Origin of the sequence: Polynucleobacter sp. 80A-SIGWE, assembly GCF_018882295.1 — a bacterium.
Classification (GTDB): Bacteria; Pseudomonadota; Gammaproteobacteria; order Burkholderiales; family Burkholderiaceae; genus Polynucleobacter.
On the sequence record NZ_JACVOR010000002.1, the window covers coordinates 882,621 to 900,164 of the forward strand.

The 17,544-nt window shown below is 46.6% G+C and carries 16 protein-coding genes; 5 read left to right on the top strand and 11 right to left on the bottom strand.

Annotation, left to right across the window (positions count from 1 at the left end):
- Window position 1 precedes the first annotated feature (1 nt).
- The 4 genes from rnhA to dnaQ all read left to right on the top strand — a co-directional run bounded on the left by rnhA (window position 2) and on the right by dnaQ (window position 5,689).
- The gene (gene rnhA / locus ICN25_RS09300; protein WP_215334807.1) at window positions 2-457 is read left to right on the top strand and encodes a ribonuclease HI; all 456 of its coding nucleotides are present in this window, start codon (window positions 2-4) and stop codon (window positions 455-457) included.
- Between the two features lie 116 nt (window positions 458-573).
- Window positions 574-1,884 (top strand): efflux RND transporter periplasmic adaptor subunit, encoded by a 1,311-nt coding sequence (locus ICN25_RS09305; RefSeq protein WP_216181862.1) that lies wholly within the window; start codon window positions 574-576, stop codon window positions 1,882-1,884.
- Entirely contained in the window at window positions 1,881-4,979 is a 3,099-nt protein-coding gene (locus ICN25_RS09310; protein ID WP_216181865.1) for an efflux RND transporter permease subunit, read from the top strand. Before ICN25_RS09305 ends, ICN25_RS09310 begins: the two co-directional genes overlap by 4 nt.
- The gene (dnaQ, locus tag ICN25_RS09315) at window positions 4,979-5,689 is read left to right on the top strand and encodes a DNA polymerase III subunit epsilon (RefSeq protein WP_216181868.1); all 711 of its coding nucleotides are present in this window, start codon (window positions 4,979-4,981) and stop codon (window positions 5,687-5,689) included. The genes ICN25_RS09310 and dnaQ overlap by 1 nt, the downstream gene beginning before the upstream one ends.
- Before the next feature lie 7 nt (window positions 5,690-5,696).
- Here the strand turns inward: dnaQ and ICN25_RS09320 are convergent, their stop codons facing one another.
- The 3 genes from ICN25_RS09320 to ICN25_RS09330 all read right to left on the bottom strand — a co-directional run bounded on the left by ICN25_RS09320 (window position 5,697) and on the right by ICN25_RS09330 (window position 8,544).
- Window positions 5,697-6,356 carry a SprT family zinc-dependent metalloprotease gene (locus ICN25_RS09320; RefSeq protein ID WP_216181871.1) on the bottom strand — a complete coding sequence of 220 codons (660 nt, stop codon included), beginning with the start codon at window positions 6,354-6,356 and terminating at the stop codon, window positions 5,697-5,699.
- Between the two features lie 45 nt (window positions 6,357-6,401).
- Window positions 6,402-7,343, bottom strand: a complete 942-nt coding sequence (locus ICN25_RS09325) for a tripartite tricarboxylate transporter substrate binding protein (RefSeq protein WP_255536760.1) — start codon at window positions 7,341-7,343, stop codon at window positions 6,402-6,404.
- A gap of 79 nt (window positions 7,344-7,422) precedes the next feature.
- Entirely contained in the window at window positions 7,423-8,544 is a 1,122-nt protein-coding gene (locus tag ICN25_RS09330; protein ID WP_216181876.1) for an NADH:flavin oxidoreductase/NADH oxidase, read from the bottom strand.
- A 150-nt stretch (window positions 8,545-8,694) separates the two neighbouring features.
- Between ICN25_RS09330 and ICN25_RS09335 the strand changes: the two genes are divergently transcribed.
- Window positions 8,695-10,215: a CoA-acylating methylmalonate-semialdehyde dehydrogenase gene (locus ICN25_RS09335; protein ID WP_216181878.1), complete on the top strand. Its 1,521-nt coding sequence runs from the start codon at window positions 8,695-8,697 to the stop codon at window positions 10,213-10,215.
- A 73-nt stretch (window positions 10,216-10,288) separates the two neighbouring features.
- Here ICN25_RS09335 and ICN25_RS09340 read toward each other — a convergent pair whose 3' ends face one another.
- The 8 genes from ICN25_RS09340 to ICN25_RS09375 all read right to left on the bottom strand — a co-directional run bounded on the left by ICN25_RS09340 (window position 10,289) and on the right by ICN25_RS09375 (window position 17,532).
- Complete coding sequence (locus tag ICN25_RS09340) at window positions 10,289-10,954, bottom strand: amino acid ABC transporter permease (protein WP_216181881.1); 666 nt, start codon at window positions 10,952-10,954, stop codon at window positions 10,289-10,291.
- Window positions 10,954-11,685 carry an amino acid ABC transporter ATP-binding protein gene (locus ICN25_RS09345; protein WP_216181884.1) on the bottom strand — a complete coding sequence of 244 codons (732 nt, stop codon included), beginning with the start codon at window positions 11,683-11,685 and terminating at the stop codon, window positions 10,954-10,956. The genes ICN25_RS09340 and ICN25_RS09345 overlap by 1 nt, the downstream gene beginning before the upstream one ends.
- Before the next feature lie 34 nt (window positions 11,686-11,719).
- Window positions 11,720-12,373, bottom strand: a complete 654-nt coding sequence (locus tag ICN25_RS09350; RefSeq protein WP_216181887.1) for an amino acid ABC transporter permease — start codon at window positions 12,371-12,373, stop codon at window positions 11,720-11,722.
- Between the two features lie 44 nt (window positions 12,374-12,417).
- Window positions 12,418-13,170, bottom strand: coding sequence for a transporter substrate-binding domain-containing protein (locus tag ICN25_RS09355; protein WP_216181890.1), 753 nt, complete (start codon window positions 13,168-13,170; stop codon window positions 12,418-12,420).
- Window positions 13,171-13,252: 82 nt separating this feature from the next.
- Window positions 13,253-13,780: a DUF1178 family protein gene (locus tag ICN25_RS09360; RefSeq protein ID WP_216181893.1), complete on the bottom strand. Its 528-nt coding sequence runs from the start codon at window positions 13,778-13,780 to the stop codon at window positions 13,253-13,255.
- Window positions 13,781-13,841: 61 nt separating this feature from the next.
- A complete protein-coding gene (locus ICN25_RS09365) occupies window positions 13,842-14,444 on the bottom strand; it encodes an NUDIX domain-containing protein (RefSeq protein WP_216181896.1) in 603 nt (200 codons plus the stop codon).
- A gap of 105 nt (window positions 14,445-14,549) precedes the next feature.
- Complete coding sequence (gene nuoN, locus ICN25_RS09370) at window positions 14,550-16,055, bottom strand: NADH-quinone oxidoreductase subunit NuoN (RefSeq protein ID WP_216181899.1); 1,506 nt, start codon at window positions 16,053-16,055, stop codon at window positions 14,550-14,552.
- A gap of 10 nt (window positions 16,056-16,065) precedes the next feature.
- Complete coding sequence (locus tag ICN25_RS09375) at window positions 16,066-17,532, bottom strand: NADH-quinone oxidoreductase subunit M (protein ID WP_216181902.1); 1,467 nt, start codon at window positions 17,530-17,532, stop codon at window positions 16,066-16,068.
- Window positions 17,533-17,544: the final 12 nt, after the last annotated feature.

Genomic DNA, 17,544 nt, shown 5'->3' on the forward strand with positions numbered 1-17,544 from the left:
TATGCCCCACACCAAATCTCTCCCACATATCGTCATTTATACCGATGGAGCCTGCAAAGGCAATCCCGGTCCAGGGGGTTGGGGTGCGGTTCTGCGCTCCGGGGGGCATGAAAAGCATTTGCATGGGGGTGCCGAGCACACCACCAATAACCGTATGGAAATTAGTGCGGTTATTCATGCATTACGGGCTCTTAAGCAAACCAGCTCGGTTGAGCTATGGACTGACTCTCAATACGTCCAAAAAGGTGTAACAGAATGGCTAGAAGGCTGGAAAAAGAGAGGCTGGAAGACGGCCAGCAAGGATCCAGTCAAAAATGCTGATTTATGGCAAGAATTGGATGCCCTTATCCCTGATCACAAGATCTCTTGGCATTGGGTGCGCGGACACAATGGCCACCCCGGAAATGAGCTAGCTGACCTCTTGGCAAACAAGGGCGTAGAGGAATTTCTGCCTTAAGCTGGATAGGTGTTGGGAAGCCCGTTTTTGACGGTCTTATGAGAGAATGAACGCATTCAGAGCTGGTACAGAATTCACCGCTAAACCCATATAGAACCAAGAAAAACGCCGAGACCGTGTCAAAAATTGAATCAGCCTTAGACAAAGTAGTTGCCAAATTACCCGCACTTAAAAATTCGGTAAAGGCGAGCTTATGCAAGCTTTGGCAAAAGCTCTCCCCCTACATCGATAAAGCCAAAAAAATAGACTACGCGACAGCGAAAGAATTCACCATTAAATACAAGTGGCGCATTTTGGTGGTGTTGGTTGTTTTGTATGCCGGCTCTAAGGCAATCGATTACTTCTTCCCTGCTACCGGTAAAACAGGTGGGCCACAAACCATTACGAGCGTGGTTGTCGAGAAAAAAAATATCCCTTTAATTATTGAGGCTACAGGCACAATTATTTCCAGCAGCATTGTCGATATTCGCCCGATGACTACCAACACAGTCAAAACAATCCACATTAAGGATGGGCAAGAGGTTAAAGAAGGTGAACTCCTATTCACACTCGATGATCGCAACGATCGTGCCAACTATGAGAAATTAAAAGCGTTAGCAGATGATGCTCAAAAGCAATATCTACGCGCCAAAGAATTAGTCGCTAAAAACTTTATCTCTAAAGCTGCCTTAGAAACTTCACTTGCTAATGCAAAGTCAGCGCAAGCAGCAGCTCGCTCTGCTGAGGTTCAACTCTCCTATGACTCTATCCGCTCTCCAATTGCAGGACGCGCGGGCATCATTAACGTATTTCCAGGGTCACTAGTACAGGCAAGCAATGTGGTGACCACTGCAACTAGCTCTACCGCAACCTCTAGCGTTGGATCCATGGTGACCATCACCCAATTAAATCCAATTAACGTTCAATTTGTGGTGCCTGAGAAAGACATTCCTTTATTAATGGAAGACAAGCAGGCCGACGTCCCACTTAAAGTAAAGGTGAGTGTTGGCAATGACGCCAAATCCGTTTACGAGGGCCAAGTAACGGTGATTGATAACCAGGTAGACCCTAGCATTGCAGCAGTCCGTGTGCGAGCCCAAATTCCAAATGAGAAGATGACTTTATTGCCAGGGCAATTTGCTCGCGTCTCATTAAATGCCAATACCCTCAAGGATGCTATTGCAGTGCCATCTGAAGCTATTGTGATCAGCCCGAAAGGTCGCCTGGTTTATGTAGTCGATAAGGATGACAAGGTTCAGTCCAAACCAATCAAGGTGATCTACGAATATCAAGGCACCTCTGTCATTAGTGGTATTGAGTCCGGCTCACGTGTAGTTGTTGAGGGCAAGCAAAACTTGCGTCCCGGTAGCAAGATTCGCGAAGCAAAAAAACAAACTCCTGCATCCACTCCAGCTAAGGCAGCGGCTCCTGCTCCTGAGACAAAATGACGCTTTCTGAGTTATGTATTAGACGCCCCGTGATGACGGTGCTGTTGTCGATTGCAACAGTGATCGCCGGTACCGTTGCTTACTTCAAGATTCCGGTTGCAGCGCTACCTAGCTTTAACACCCCCATTATTTCTGTCAGCGCCAGTCTTCCTGGAGCAGCCCCAGAAAATATGGCGTCTTCTGTAGCGTTGCCACTAGAAAAAGAATTCTCAACGATTGATGGCATCAAAGTCATTAGCTCAACCAATACACTTGGTTCGACTAGCATCACACTCGAGTTTACGAACGACCGTGATATTGATAAAGCAGCAGTCGATGTACAAGCAGCCCTCCTTCGAGCACAAAGAAGACTTCCGATTGAAATGACGGTGCCACCGTCCTACCGCAAAATCAATCCTGCAGATACAGCGGTGCTCGTGATTCGAATGAGCTCGCCATCGATGAGCCTTTCTGAGATCAATGCTTACGCGGAAAACCTACTAGCACCATCGTTGTCCACAATCACTGGCGTTTCACAGGTCTTGGTTTATGGGGCTAAGCGCTATGCCGTTCGCGTCAGCGCACGACCAGATGCTTTAGGTAACCGAAATATCACCATGGAAGAATTGGCGCTTGCAATCAACAAGGCCAATACCAATAGTCCCGTAGGCACCTTAGATGGCCCACGTCAGCTCATCACGATTTACGCCAATCCCCAGCTTGTCAAAGCAGATGAATTCGCCAACCTCGTCATTGCTCAACGCAACGGCCTACCCGTCTACCTCAGAGATGTGGCTGATGTGCAGGAAAGCTTTGAGGACGTCAAGACTTTTGCCACTTCGGGCGGTGAGCGCTCAATTGCGATTGGCATCATGCGTCAGCCAAATGCTAATACGGTTGATGTGGTTGCGGCCGTCAAAAAATTACTGCCGACGTTCAAAGAGCAGATGCCAGCATCTATTCAACTGACATTGATTAATGACCGCTCCCTATCGATTATTGAAGCGATTCATGACGTTAATTTGACACTAGCACTCACCATTCTTTTGGTGGTCTTGGTGATCTTCTTATTCCTCAAGCGTCTTTCTGCAACTCTCATCCCTTCCGTTAGCTTGCCAATCTCGCTGATTGGCGCTTTCTTCTTGCTCTATTTTTTAGGCTACAGCTTAGATAACATTTCTTTATTGGGCATCACGCTTGCGGTTGGTCTTGTAGTAGACGATGCGATTGTTGTTCTTGAAAACATCATGCGCTATATCGAGCAAGGCATGGATCCACTAAAGGCTTCACTCAAGGGCAGTAAAGAGGTGGGCTTCACCATCATCTCCATTTCGATTTCTTTAGTGGCAGTGTTCATCCCCCTATTCTTTATGGCCGGTCCAATTGGCCTACTCTTTAGAGAGTTTGCGGTAGTAGTGTCGCTGTCCATTTTGGTATCAGCAGTTGTCTCCCTCACAATCGTACCCCTACTCTGCAGTCGCTTTTTGCCTAAGCCCGGTGATCACCCAAAAGAATATGCCATCACCAAAAAGTTTGATCGTATTTTTGATTACTCACTCAAAACCTATATTCACTATCTTGATCTCGCATTAGCCAATCGAAAAAAAGTATTGTGGGGAGCGATTGCTTCCTTCTTCATCACGATTGCCCTATTTGTCTATAGTCCAAAAGGCTTTTTTCCCGAAGAGGATATTGGTCAAATTACGGCAACTACTGAAGCTTCTGAGGACACATCCTTTAAAACCATGCTGGCACTTCAAGATCGTGCGGCAGAGATCGTTAATAACGATCCGAATGTGGCTAACTCAATCTCCATCTTGGGTGGTGGTCAAAGCGCTGGACGCAATACAGGACGTTTTTTCATCATCCTCAAGCCTAAGGGCGATCGCGAGAAGATGAGCAAGGTTATCGAAGGATTGCGCAATAAGTTCAAAGAGATACCAGGCTTGCAGGTGTACATGCGCCCAGTTCAAAATTTACAGCTTGGTGGACGCAGCAGTAAGAGTCGCTATCAATTTACTTTGCAGAGTGTTGGTTTTGAGGGCGTTAATGAATGGGCTGATAAGCTCGCTCAAAAAATGCGTGCTGACCCCATCTTCCGCGATGTGACAAGCGACTCACAACTGAAAGGCTTAAACGTCAAGATCGAAATCAATCGTGAGCAAGCAGCTAGCGCAGGAGTCACCATTGCCGATATTCGTAATGCACTCTACAACTCCTTTGGTGAGCGGCAGGTATCCACAATCTATACGCCGGTGAATACCTATTACGTCATTTTAGAAACTGCTGAGAATGATCGTCAATTTGAAACAGATCTGAATAAGGTATATGTCAGAGGTCGCGCTACTGATAAGTTAATCCCCCTATCAAGCTTGGCCAGCTTTGTTCGCACCATCGGACCGACAGCTGTGAACCATCAAGGTCAAATTCCAGCGGTAACGATCTCCTTTAACTTAGCTCCAGATGTCTTCCTAGGCGATGCCACTAAAGCAATTGATGGATTTGTTAAAGAAGTTGGATTGCCACCTTCGATCATTACGAGCTATGGTGGTGATGCTGCCGTATTTAAAGATAATCAATCCGGTCAAATCATACTGATCTTGGCGGCACTGGGCGTGATTTATATATTGCTAGGGGTGCTCTATGAGAGCTACATTCACCCACTAACTATCCTGGCAGGACTGCCCTCCGCTGCGATTGGCGCCATCTTGTCTTTGCGCATCTTTGGATTTGAATTAACGATTGTTGCTTCGATTGGTATTTTGCTGCTCATTGGTATTGTGAAAAAGAATGCGATTTTGATGATCGACTTTGCCTTGGATGCACAGCGTAATCAAGGTATGTCGCCAGAGAAGGCGATTCGTGAAGCTTGTATCTTGCGTTTCCGCCCCATCATGATGACAACGATCGCCGCACTGATGGGCGCCCTACCGATTGCCCTAGGTTTAGGTGCTGGCGCAGAATTGCGTCAACCACTTGGCATTAGCGTTGCAGGCGGACTCATCTTCTCGCAGTTTGTAACACTCATCATCACACCTGTGATCTATCTATATTTAGATAAATACGCAGGTAATGGCCCAATGGAAATCCCCCCATCTGTTTTAGAAGGCACCTAATGCGTCAAGTTATTCTCGATACCGAAACTACTGGACTTAACCCTGCCACGGGCGATCGCATTATTGAAATCGGTTGCGTTGAAATGGTGGGTCGTCGATTAACCGATCGCACTTTCCATTACTACATTAATCCTGAGCGTGACATCGATGCAGGCGCCTTTGCGGTTCACGGCCTCTCCCGCGAATTCTTATCTGACAAGCCGGTATTTGCCAATATTGTGGAAGAGTTAATTGAGTTTGTTGATGGCGCTGAAGTAGTGATTCATAACGCAGCGTTTGACTTAGGATTCTTGGATAACGAATTTGCTTTGCTAAAGCGCCCTCCTTTTAGAGGTCTTGCATCTAAGGTTACGGATACCCTGCTAGACGCTCGTCAAATGTTTCCAGGCAAGCGCAACTCGCTAGATGCACTCTGCGAGCGATTTGCCATTAGCAATCAACACCGTACCTTACACGGCGCTTTACTTGATGCGCAGTTATTGGCCGAAGTCTATGTAGCCATGACGCGTGGTCAAGAAGATCTCTCCATTGATCTAATTGATTACACCGTTGGCACAGATGCATCTGGCCAAATGAAAGCTTTACCTACCAAACTCAAACTCATGACAGCCACTCCAGAAGACTGTGAGCTTCATGAAAAGATCTTAGGTGAAATTGCCAAGGCAAGTAAAAAGGACCCCGTTTGGAGTCCTTCTGCTGTTACCAGTTAAGTTTTAACTAGCTAATCGCACGGCGGATTTCATCTGCCTTTGGTTTTGAGCCAGTAACAGATTCTGTATCGTGCTCGGTCGTGTTTTCAATCGTTTCGATAACCGCCTCTTGCATCCGAATATTATCTTTTGGGCAAATCGGAGCTCCATAGGTAGCCCACTTCTTTAATAGTGTGACTTCATATCCACACTGAGCACATTTGGCCTTATTGCGACTCGCGTTGCTTGGCCTTGGGGGTGGAAAAACAATCGCCTGATGTGGGTATGGGCCAAGCTCTTGGCTAATCATCATTAGGCGCACCATCAACTCCTCAGTGGCATGTGCCATTCTGGCTGGACCCTCTAGACCAACAGTCTGAGCGATGCCTTTAAAGTCTTCACCATGACCGCTAAAGCAATCATCTACAGCGTGGCACAACTCATGCACCAAGGTATCCAAGAGCTGCACAGGATCATCTAACTTAGGAGAAATGAAGATCTCATTAACTCCACCGCCAGAACGCTCCCGGGGCCAGCACTGCCCTAACGTTGTTCTCGGACTACTAGAAGCCGGAAAGCCACAAGACACCCTCACTGGTGGAATGGCATAACCCGCTTTTGAAAACACAGGCTCTAAATATCTAACGGCATCTTCCAGCCATGCTTCTCTAACGGAATGTTGCTTCATCGGTATTTCTTCAATTCAATATTTAAATGTGGTTTGATTTGGACTTTAATCCAACTTGATATTGGCTGATTTGATTGCCTTATCCCAGTATGGCAATTCTTTTTTCAGCAAGGCATCCATTTGGACTGGGGTTAGGTAACGTAGCTCAACACCAGCTGCATCAGAGCGTTCTTTTACCTCAGGCAAAGCAAGGCTCTTCTTAACAGAGTCGGTTAGCTTGGTAATCACAGGTGCTGGAGTGCCTGCTGGCGCATAAAGAGCGACCCAAGACTCCAGCTGGAATGCGGGTAAGCCAGCCTCGGCAGTGGTGGGAACATTAGGCATGCCGGGATGGCGATTTTTTCCTGTGACAGCTAGGCCTTTGAGCTTACCGCTCTGAATGTGTTGCATCACTGAAGGTGGAGTCGTAATAAATAACTGCACTTGGCCAGCCAATACGTCCTGCACTGCAGGGCCGGACCCTTTGTATGGCACATGAACAATATCTACACCAGTATTTTGCTTAAAGATTTCTGTGCCAATGTGAGAAACGGAACCATTACCTTGTGATGCGTAATTTAATTTGCCAGGGTTAGCCTTGGCATAGGCAATAAATTCTTTAAGGTTATTTACTGGTACAGATGGATGCACTGCAATCACATTCGTAGAAACCGTGAGGAGCGCTACAGGAGAAAAATCTTTAATAGGATCCCATGGCAATTTATCCATTAAGGAAGGGTTGCCAACGTGATAACCCGAATATGAAATCAGCAAGGTATAACCATCTGGTTTAGCCTTAGCGACATATTGATAGGCGGTGTTGCCACTGGCGCCCGGTTTGTTATCAACAACCACTGGCTGACCAATCACTCGAGTTAGCGGCTCACTCAACAAACGTGCTGAGGTATCCACAAGACCTCCAGGTGGATTGGGCACAACCAATGTAATTGGTCGATCTGGGAATGCTTGAGCATTAACAAAGCTAGAACCCAATGCAATGCTAAGCATGGCTAAAGAACGGTAAATGAGTTTGATTGATTTCATATTAGTCTCCAGTAACTTAATTTTATTTGTTGGTTGATATGAATTATCGCTGCCCTACTTTGACGTCACCAAATATAGCTTGAGCCTCACGCGGTAAGCAGCGCCAGTAACGCTCATTTGAGGGTACTGTACCGCCTAAAGCTGCGGCAGCTTCCCAAGCCCATCTTGGCTTGTATAAAAATGTTCGAGCTAAGGCAATCAGATCCGCATCGCCTTTTTGCAAGATATCTTCTGCTTGCTGTGGCTCGGTGATCAGGCCAACTGTCATCGTAGGCAAGCCAGATTGATCTTTTACGATCTTGGCAAATGGCACTTGATAGTTTGGCCCTATTGCAATCTTCTGCAGTGGTGAAATACCTCCTGATGAGATGTGGACAAAATTACATCCCAGGGGCTTCAGGCGAGATGCAAAGTCAGCAGTCTCTTCAGGAGTCCAGCCACCCTCAATCCAATCGCTAGCTGAAATCCGAATACCCAATACACCTTGGTATGCCTTGCGTACTGCCGCAAATAATTCCAAGGGGAAGCGGATCCGGTTTTCATAAGAGCCGCCATATTCATCAGTGCGTTGATTGGCGATTGGGGACAAGAATTGATGCAAGAGATAACCATGCGCCCCGTGCAATTCAATACCATCAACACCAACTCGCTCGGCACGCTGCGATGCAACAACAAATGCGTCAATCAGCTCTTGCAACTCGACTTTGGAGAGTTCATGTGGCAGACGCTCATCTTTTAGCTGTGGAATTGCTGAAGGAGCAACCGTCTCCCAGCCACCCTGCTCTGCAGATAGCAATTGGCCACCATCCCAAGGGGTTGCGCTGGAGGCTTTTCGACCGGCGTGAGCCAGTTGAATAAATACTGGGGTTTCTGGGGCCAGCTTACGTGCTCTGCTGAGCTTGTCTTTCAGGGCGGCTTCGGTACGGTCATCCCACAATCCCAGGCAAGCCGGGGTAATACGCCCCTCTTGCGTCACGCCAGTAGCCTCAATAATGAATAGACCTGCCCCGCTATTGAGGAGGTTAGCCCAGTGCATTAAATGCCAGTCCTGGGCCTCACCATTAACTGCGGAATACTGGCACATCGGTGCCACTACGATGCGATTAGGGAGCGTTAAATCGCCCTTAGGAGCGCTAAGAGTGTAACTGGAGAATAGAAGACTCATGGAAGGCCCTTGGATCCTGAAATGCGTAAAAGTGATGAAAGCGATAAAATAGAATGAGTAGGATAAACGAGACCATACACTTGTGCGATTCCGTCGCAATACAAGTTTATTGAACCTAAAACTAGTAAATAACTATTTAAGCAAAATACTATGAGCGCACCACAAGCCTTTGATTCAAAAGCAGATATTGGCCACTTTGTTGGCGGCAACGTCATCAACCCAAAAGATGGTCGTTTTGCTGATGTATTTAACCCCTCCACAGGAGCGGTCGCAAGACGGGTTGCCTTAGCCAGCCGTAAAGAAATTGACGCCGCTGTTGCTGTTGCCCAAAAGGCCTTTGAGACATGGAGCCAAACCTCCCCTCTGCGCCGTGCGCGCATTATGTTCAAGTACCTTGAGCTACTGAATGCCAATCGCGATGAACTGGCCGCGATCATCACCGCTGAACATGGCAAGGTATTTACCGATGCCCAAGGTGAAGTCACTCGCGGTATTGATATTGTGGAATTTGCCACTGGCATCCCTGAACTTCTTAAAGGTGATTACACCGAGCAAGTGTCTACTGATATTGATAACTGGGTCATGCGCCAGCCTTTAGGTGTTGTTGCTGGTGTAACCCCATTTAATTTCCCAGTCATGGTTCCAATGTGGATGTTCCCAGTAGCTATTGCCTGCGGTAATACCTTCATTCTGAAGCCAAGCCCAACTGATCCATCGGCCTCCTTGTTCATGGCTAAGCTTCTCAAAGAGGCGGGATTGCCTGATGGCGTATTTAACGTGGTTCAAGGCGACAAAGAAGCTGTTGATGCTTTAATTGAAAACCCAGATGTCAAAGCGGTGAGCTTTGTAGGCTCAACTCCAATTGCGAACTACATCTATGAGCGTTGCGCACACTTCGGTAAGCGCTCCCAAGCTTTAGGTGGCGCTAAGAACCACATGGTAGTCATGCCTGATGCTGATATCGATAAAACAATTGATGCTTTGATTGGCGCAGCCTACGGTTCTGCTGGCGAGCGCTGCATGGCGATATCTGTTGCAGTATTGGTTGGTGATGTTGCAGAAAAAATCATGCCAAAACTGATTGAGCGTACCAAGACTCTCAAAGTCAAGAACGGTATGGAACTCGATGCTGAGATGGGTCCAATCGTGACTAAAGCTGCTTTAGAGCGTATCACTGGCTACATTGAAAGCGGTGTTGCTTCCGGCGCCAAATTATTGGTAGATGGTCGTGGCTTGAAAGTGCCAGGTCATGACAACGGCTTCTTTATCGGCGGCACCCTCTTTGATAACGTTACTCCAGACATGAAGATCTATCTAGAAGAGATCTTCGGGCCAGTACTGTCTTGCTTACGCGTAGCGAACTTTACTGAAGCATTGAATCTGGTGAACTCTTGTGAGTTTGGTAACGGTGTAGCCTGCTTTACAAGCGACGGTAATATTGCCCGTGAATTTGCCCGCCGCGTTCAGGTGGGCATGGTCGGTATTAACGTACCTATTCCAGTTCCAATGGCTTGGCATGGTTTTGGTGGTTGGAAGAAATCCCTCTTTGGCGATATGCACGCATACGGCAAAGAAGGTGTTCGCTTCTATACCAAGCAAAAGAGTGTCATGCAGCGATGGCCTGAGAGCATTGCTAAAGGCGCAGAGTTTGTAATGCCTACTTCCAAGTAATTCGCAGCGCTAAGCTTTATAAATAAAAATAGCGGCCTTCGGGTCGCTATTTTTTTACCCAGCTCATTTATTCTTAAGCAGGAATAAAGTAACGCCTCTCAATGGCTCTGGCGAATAACACAATTACTGATACCAGCGCTAAGTAGACCAAAGCAGCCAATAGATAGGCCTTGAAGAATTGGAAGTTGGTTGCAGCCAGTTCTTGTACACGCGCAAAGAATTCGGTGTACTGAATTAAGAAGGCAACTGAACTGTCTTTCAGGTTGGCAATCACTTGATTGGTTAATGCTGGAATAGAAAGACGAATCACTTGCGGCAAGGTAATCAACTTAAAAATCTGGAGAGGGCTGAATCCTTGAGCGCTAGCTGCCTCCAACTGACTCTTATCTAAACCATTAAAGGCGGTCTTTAGATAGGCTGCGTTATAAGCTGCTACGTTAAATGTGAATCCAATGAAAGCAACCGTAAATGGTGAGAGACGAACGCCCCACTGCGGCAAGCCGTAATACATCAAGAATAGTAAAACAATTAAAGGCATTCCAATGAAAAAGGAAATATAGGAATTGATGGCAGTGCGTACATACTTGTTTTTGCTTAGAGTGAGATAGAACACCACAATCCCCAGCAGCAATCCAGACACACTGATCAAACCCGCCAATTGCAAGGTCTTCACCAGCCCAGTCAAAATCAAGGGCATCTGCTCCGTGAGATCACGAATAAAGGACGGCCATCCCCCCATTAGAACTTTTCCTCGGAGGCAAAAAAGGCTTTGATGTCTGGATCAGAATGCTTCCTCAACACATCGATGCGATCATCAGCCCGAATCACGCCGCGATCTAAGAACATGACAGTGTCCGCAATATTGCGTGCCAGGTTGAGATCATGGGTAACGCAAATCATAGTGATGCCCTCGCTATGCAAGCGATTAATGAGATCAGCCACATCCCTAGACATGACGGGATCAAGTGCGGAGGTTGGTTCATCGAGCACAAGGACAGCAGGATCCATCGCTAACGCCCGAGCTATGGCAACACGCTGCTTCTGCCCTCCTGAAAGCTGTGAGGGGTACTTATCTTGATGGGGTGTCATTTCAAAATGGGATAACTCAAGCAAGGCCTTCTCTTTAGCCTCAGCCTTACCCATCTTATGCAACTTACGTAGCCCCAATGAGACGTTATCTAATACTGTGAGGTGACTATAAAGAGCGAATTGCTGAAATACAAAACCAATTTGCTTACGTAACTCACGCACATCAACACCGGGACCCAGTACCTCCTTACCTCTGAAAATAATTGATCCAGAAGTGGGCTCGACCAGTCGATTGAGGCAGCGCAATAAGGTGGATTTACCGGAGCCGGACGCACCCATCAATACCCGAACATCACCCTCTTTTAAATCGAGATTAATATTCGACAAGACAGTTTGCCCATCAAACTCTTTGACCAAATCCCGTACTTGAATTAATGCCACGAACTTGCCTCTTTAGATAATGTCAGATTGATACTCATGCAGGAGCAATTCCTGGAATTTGATAACGCTTAGTCAGCAATTGAACACCGAGTAAACAGATTCGGTAAATCACGAAATACAAAATACCCACCGCTAGGTAAATCTCAATGCCGCGAAGCGTTGTTGAGGTCAGAGTCATGGCCTGCTTCGTAATCTCCGGGATTCCGACCGTATAAGCAAATGGCGAATACTTTAAAACTGAGGTGAACTCGTTGACCATTCCTGGAATCGAGAATCGCAACATCTGCGGCAACTCAATAAACCGGAGAACCTGTATACGTGTCATACCCATAGCCTTGGCAGCAATCACTTCAGCTGGATCGACAGAGTTAAATGCACCCCGGAATACCTCAGCCAAATAGGCGGATGCCACCAGACCCAAACTGAGTGCCATAGCCATCAAAGGAGGAACCTTAAAGCCGATGCCAGGCAAACCAAAGTAAACCATGAAGAGCAAGACTAAAACTGGCACACCCCTAAAGACGTAGGTATAGCAATCAATTAGGGGGATGAGCCAAGGGATATCAAGACGACGTAAGCTCGATAGCAGTAAGCCGACCACCAAGCCCGTCAGCGAGCAAACCAGCGTTACCACCACCGTATAAGAAATGCCCTGAGCTAACTGGGCAAGAATATCCAGAAAAGTCACAGGGCAGGCTTTCGACTACTTGTTGAGATTGTGATGGAGAGCGCTTATTTCATCCACTTATCGAGAATAGCTTTGATCTTTTCTGGGCCAAGCTCATTGAGATACTTATCAAAGTCATCGCGCAATTTGGAGCCTTTAGCAAAGGCAAAACCAAGCTTATCAAAGCCCTTGAAAACATAACTACTCTGAATCGGTAGCTTTAGCTTATTTTCATAATTAAGGAATACAGGCTCTTCAATGAAAGCCAAATCTAAATTGCCATTCTGAAGATCGGTAATCACTTCAGCGTAAGAAGGATAGAGTTTGACTTTGCTTAATGAGTAGTAACTTTTTGGTTCCAACTCATTTTTAATAAGATCGTCATAAGCCATGCCACGCGGGTAGCCGATTGAGTATTTCTTGAGTTGATTCAAATCGGTAATCTGAATATTTTTATTCTTCATACTCACGAGATGCCAAGCATTGTCATAGTACGGCTGTGAAAAATCCATTACCTCTTTACGCTTATCAGTAATAGAGATCCCAGAGAAGGCAACGTCAGCCTGACCGCTGGATACAGCACCCAACATTCCAGCCCAGTCGTATGGCGTTACTTTAAAAGTGCAGCCACGAGATTGGCAGTAGCCCTGAAAGATATCCATATCAACGCCTACGATCTGCCCTTTGTCATCAAATAACATTGGGGGAGATGCGGGTGATACAGCAACCTTAATTTCTTTGGTATCTGAGGACTTGGAGCAAGCCACAATGGTGAGCGCCAGAACAGCGGCAAACAATGCCAGAAAAAAGCGTTTCATGGGTATTTCTCCTATCCTAATAACTTAGTCATCCCCAGGCTCTGGGTGCACACCAAGTATAGGGGAATTAGGGGGAGACTGGCTACTGCAGGGTGTTTTTAAAGGCGGGCATCATGGGCATTGCCATGACTTCAATCCCCTCTTCACGCAAAGCCTCAGCTTCATCTAGAGTGGTTTGACCGCGGATACTCCGCTCAGGAGATTCCTTATAGTGAATTTTGCGAGCCTCTTCAGCAAAAGAACTTCCAACATCTTCGGAGCGCCCCATCAACTCACGCATGCCCTTTAAAAAGGCCGCTTGAACCTGAGCCTCCAATTGAGAGTGATCGTTTCCAGTCAAGGCAACAACGTCGCCAGTTAGTCCACCACTCACACCGGAGTTATCCGTTGCCGCAGGGCTGGCAACAGTCAGCTCAGTTGAAGTTGGAATATCTTTGCTCGAGCTCGATTTAGCAATATGTGGAGCTGATGGCATCCGCGTAATCTCAGTACTGTCGCAAATAGGGCACGCCAGCATCCCCTTGCCTTGCTGGGCAAGGCAATCCTCTTCAGAGGCGAACCATCCCTCAAAGCGATGATCCAGTGGGCAAGCGAGGTTATAAACTTTCATAAGACCTATATAGGGGCAAAATTACTAAATTCAATACCCCTATTTTAATAGGATTATGAAATTAGCCTGGAATGGGCGTAGGACTCACTAAACCACGGCGATAGCGGTCCAACCAGTAAGTTGCAATCGTTGTTTTCACGTCGGTAATTTCGCCCTGCTCTACCCACTTCAATAGTTGCTCCAGAGGTGCGGCAAATACATCCAAAAATTCTTCATCATCTAAGTGGCTTTTGCCGGACACCAAGCCTTCAGCAAGATAGATATCAATAAACTCCGTCGAATATGAAATCACTGGATGGATGCGGCGGATAAAACTCCACTTGCTAGCGGAATAGCCCGTCTCTTCTTCCAACTCTCGCTGAGCGCATACCAGATGATCCTCTTTAGGGTCTAGCTTCCCTGCTGGAATCTCCAGGCAAGCCTTTGCAACGGGATATCGATACTGACGCTCCATCAATACCCTGCCATCATCCAAGATCGCCAAAATTGCAACTGCTCCAGGATGAGTGAGGTATTCACGTACCGCTTGATTGCCATCGGGCAAGCTCACCTGATCACGCTTCATGTTTAGAAAGATGCCGCCGTAGATATCCTCGCTAGACAAACGCTCCTCCCGCAAATGGGCATCGCCAACAGGGAGATCTTTAAAGGATTTTTCAGTCATAGCGCGTCTTTCATTAATTGAATATCCATCATACAAAACTTAGATGACAGAAAAGAGAAAGGCTCCAACAAGGAGCCTTCATCACAAGCTAATTAAGCTACTTCTCTATGAGCCCAACAATGTACGGCGCATTGCATCAAGGCACACAGCCATGAGTCCGGCTGGGAAAATTCCCAAAGCCAAAACGAATATCGCATTCAAGCTCAACAACCCACGAGCAAATCCTGACCCAGTAACCTCAGAAGCATGCTCTTCTTTTGGCTCATCAAAGTACATCACCTTAACTACTCTGAGGTAATAGAAAGCACCAATCAATGAAGCAATAACGGCAATAATGGCCAAGAATGTGTGTTCACCATCAACCAAGGCTTCAAGTACGCCCAACTTAGCTGCAAAGCCCACCGTTGGCGGAATACCGGCCAAAGAGAACATCATTACTAAGCCAATAAAGGCAAACCATGGATGGCGCTTATTTAAACCCTTGAGATCATCAATGGTTTCGCAATCATGACCTTTGCGTGACAACATCATCAGGAGGCCGAAAGTTCCAAGGGTAGTCAATACATAAGTGATGGCATAGAACATCGAAGCGCTAAAAGCATGGTCATCGAATACAGACAGCATACCTAGCAACACAAAGCCCATCTGCGCAATCGCAGAGTAAGCCAGCATACGCTTCATATTGGTTTGTGCAATCGCAGTGACGTTACCCACAACCAATGACAAGACTGCCAACAAGACCAACATCGGCTGCCAGTCACCCAAGAGTGGCAACAAGGTATTCACGAGCAAACGGAATAGCAAAGCAAAGACTGCAATCTTTGGAGCCGCAGCAATCATCAGAGTTACTGCAGTTGGTGCACCTTGATAAACGTCAGGTACCCACATATGGAATGGCACAACACCTAATTTGAAGGCTAAGCCAGAAACAATAAATACCAAACCAAAAGCCATCACCAAATGATTTACACGAGGATCGGCAACTGTTCTGAAGATTTCAATTAAATCAAGTGAACCGGTTACACCGTACAACATGGACATACCGTAAAGCAAGAAACCGGAAGCTAATGCGCCCAGAATGAAGTACTTAATACCTGCTTCTACACTCTTCTCATTGTTATGACGCATTGCTACCAATGCATAGGTAGGCAAGGCCATCAACTCAAGACCTAAATATAGAGTCAGAAGATTGGCGCCAGAGATTAATACGCACTGCCCTAACAAGGCCAACAAAGCCAAGACAATAAAGTCTGGGCGGAACAATGCACGATCAGTCAGGTATTGCTTTGAATACACCAAGCTCACCAATACTGCGCCGCATGAACAGGCCTTTAATAGGTTTGAAATAGGATCAGACTGAAATAAGCCATTCATGGCAACAACAGAAACATCCCCAATGCGTCCAACAAATGCAAAGATCAAATAAACCAACAAAATGATGGAGAAAAAGTAAACAAAACCAACGCCACGAGGCGTATGGAAAATATCTTGCTCTACACCAGGGGTTGCTGGCTGACGCTCAGGAACATAAACGCTTGCTACCAATAAGAGACAGGCAGCTAGGAGTAAAACGAGTTCCGGCAGGACGGCGTATAGGTCAAATGCTTGCATTAGCTTTTACTCAGAGTTTGCTAACAGCAACATGCTGCAGCAGATTAATCACGGCTGGATGAATGATGTCGGTAAAAGGTTTTGGATAAACACCCATACCGATCACACAGATGGACAACACTGCCATCATGAAATACTCACGCGCATTGAGGTCTTTTAACTCCTCAACATGCTTATTAGTAACGGCACCAAAGAACACGCGCTTCACCATCCATAAAGAGTAAGCGGCACCGAGGATTAATGCAGTCGCTGCCAAGATGCCGATCACGAAGTCGTAATCAACTGCAGCGAGGATCACCATGAACTCACCCACGAAACCGGAAGTAGCAGGCAAACCGCAGTTAGCCATTGCCATCAAGACTGCAAATGCCGTGAACGCAGGCATACGATGTACAACGCCACCGTAATCAGCAATTTGACGGGTATGCATACGGTCATACAAAACACCAATAGAAAGGAACATTGCGCCGGCTACAAAGCCGTGAGAAATCATCTGCACAATACCGCCCTCAATACCCAGGGGGCTAAAGAGGAAGAAACCGAGGGTCACAAAACCCATGTGCGCTACTGAAGAGTAAGCAACCAACTTCTTCATGTCTTTCTGAACCAAAGCTACAGCGCCTACGTAAATCACAGCCACTAAAGATAGGAATATGACAAACGGTCCTAGATACTGACTTGCATCTGGGGCGATTGGTAATGAGAAACGCAAGAAACCATAAGCACCGAGCTTCAACATAATTGCAGCCAACACTACAGAGCCACCAGTCGGCGCTTCCACGTGAACGTCTGGCAACCAAGTATGTAATGGCCACATTGGCACCTTCACAGCAAACGCCATGAAGAAAGCAAAGAACAGGAGAATTTGCTCAACGATATCGAGGCGAGCATTGTGCCAAGCCAAGATGTCAAAGGTATTCGTTACGTTGTACAGATACAGCATGGCAATCAAAGTGAGCAATGAGCCGAGCAAGGTGTACAAGAAGAACTTAAATGCAGCGTAGATACGGTTATGGCCGCCCCACACACCGATGATGATGTACATCGGAATTAAGGTTGCCTCGAAGAAGACATAGAACAGCAATGCATCTAGAGCGGCGAATACACCAATCATTAATCCAGAAAGGATTAAGAAAGAAGCCATGTACTGTGAAACCTTCTTATCAATCACTTCCCATGCGGCAATCACCACAATAATGTTGATGAATGCAGTCAGGACGATAAACCATACAGAGATACCGTCGATACCTAAGTGGTAGTTAATGTCGTAGCGAGGAATCCAGCTGAGTTTTTCAACAAACTGCATGCCTGGGTTGGCAATATCAAAGCCGATCACCAGTGGCAGAGTTGCAATGAAGCCAAGAACAGAACCGACGAGGGCCAACCAGCGAACACCGGCAGTCGGCTTCTCCGAACCGTAGAACAAAATAATGATGCCGAAGAAAATCGGGATCCAGATGGCGTAAGAAAGAATCATGATGGCTACTTA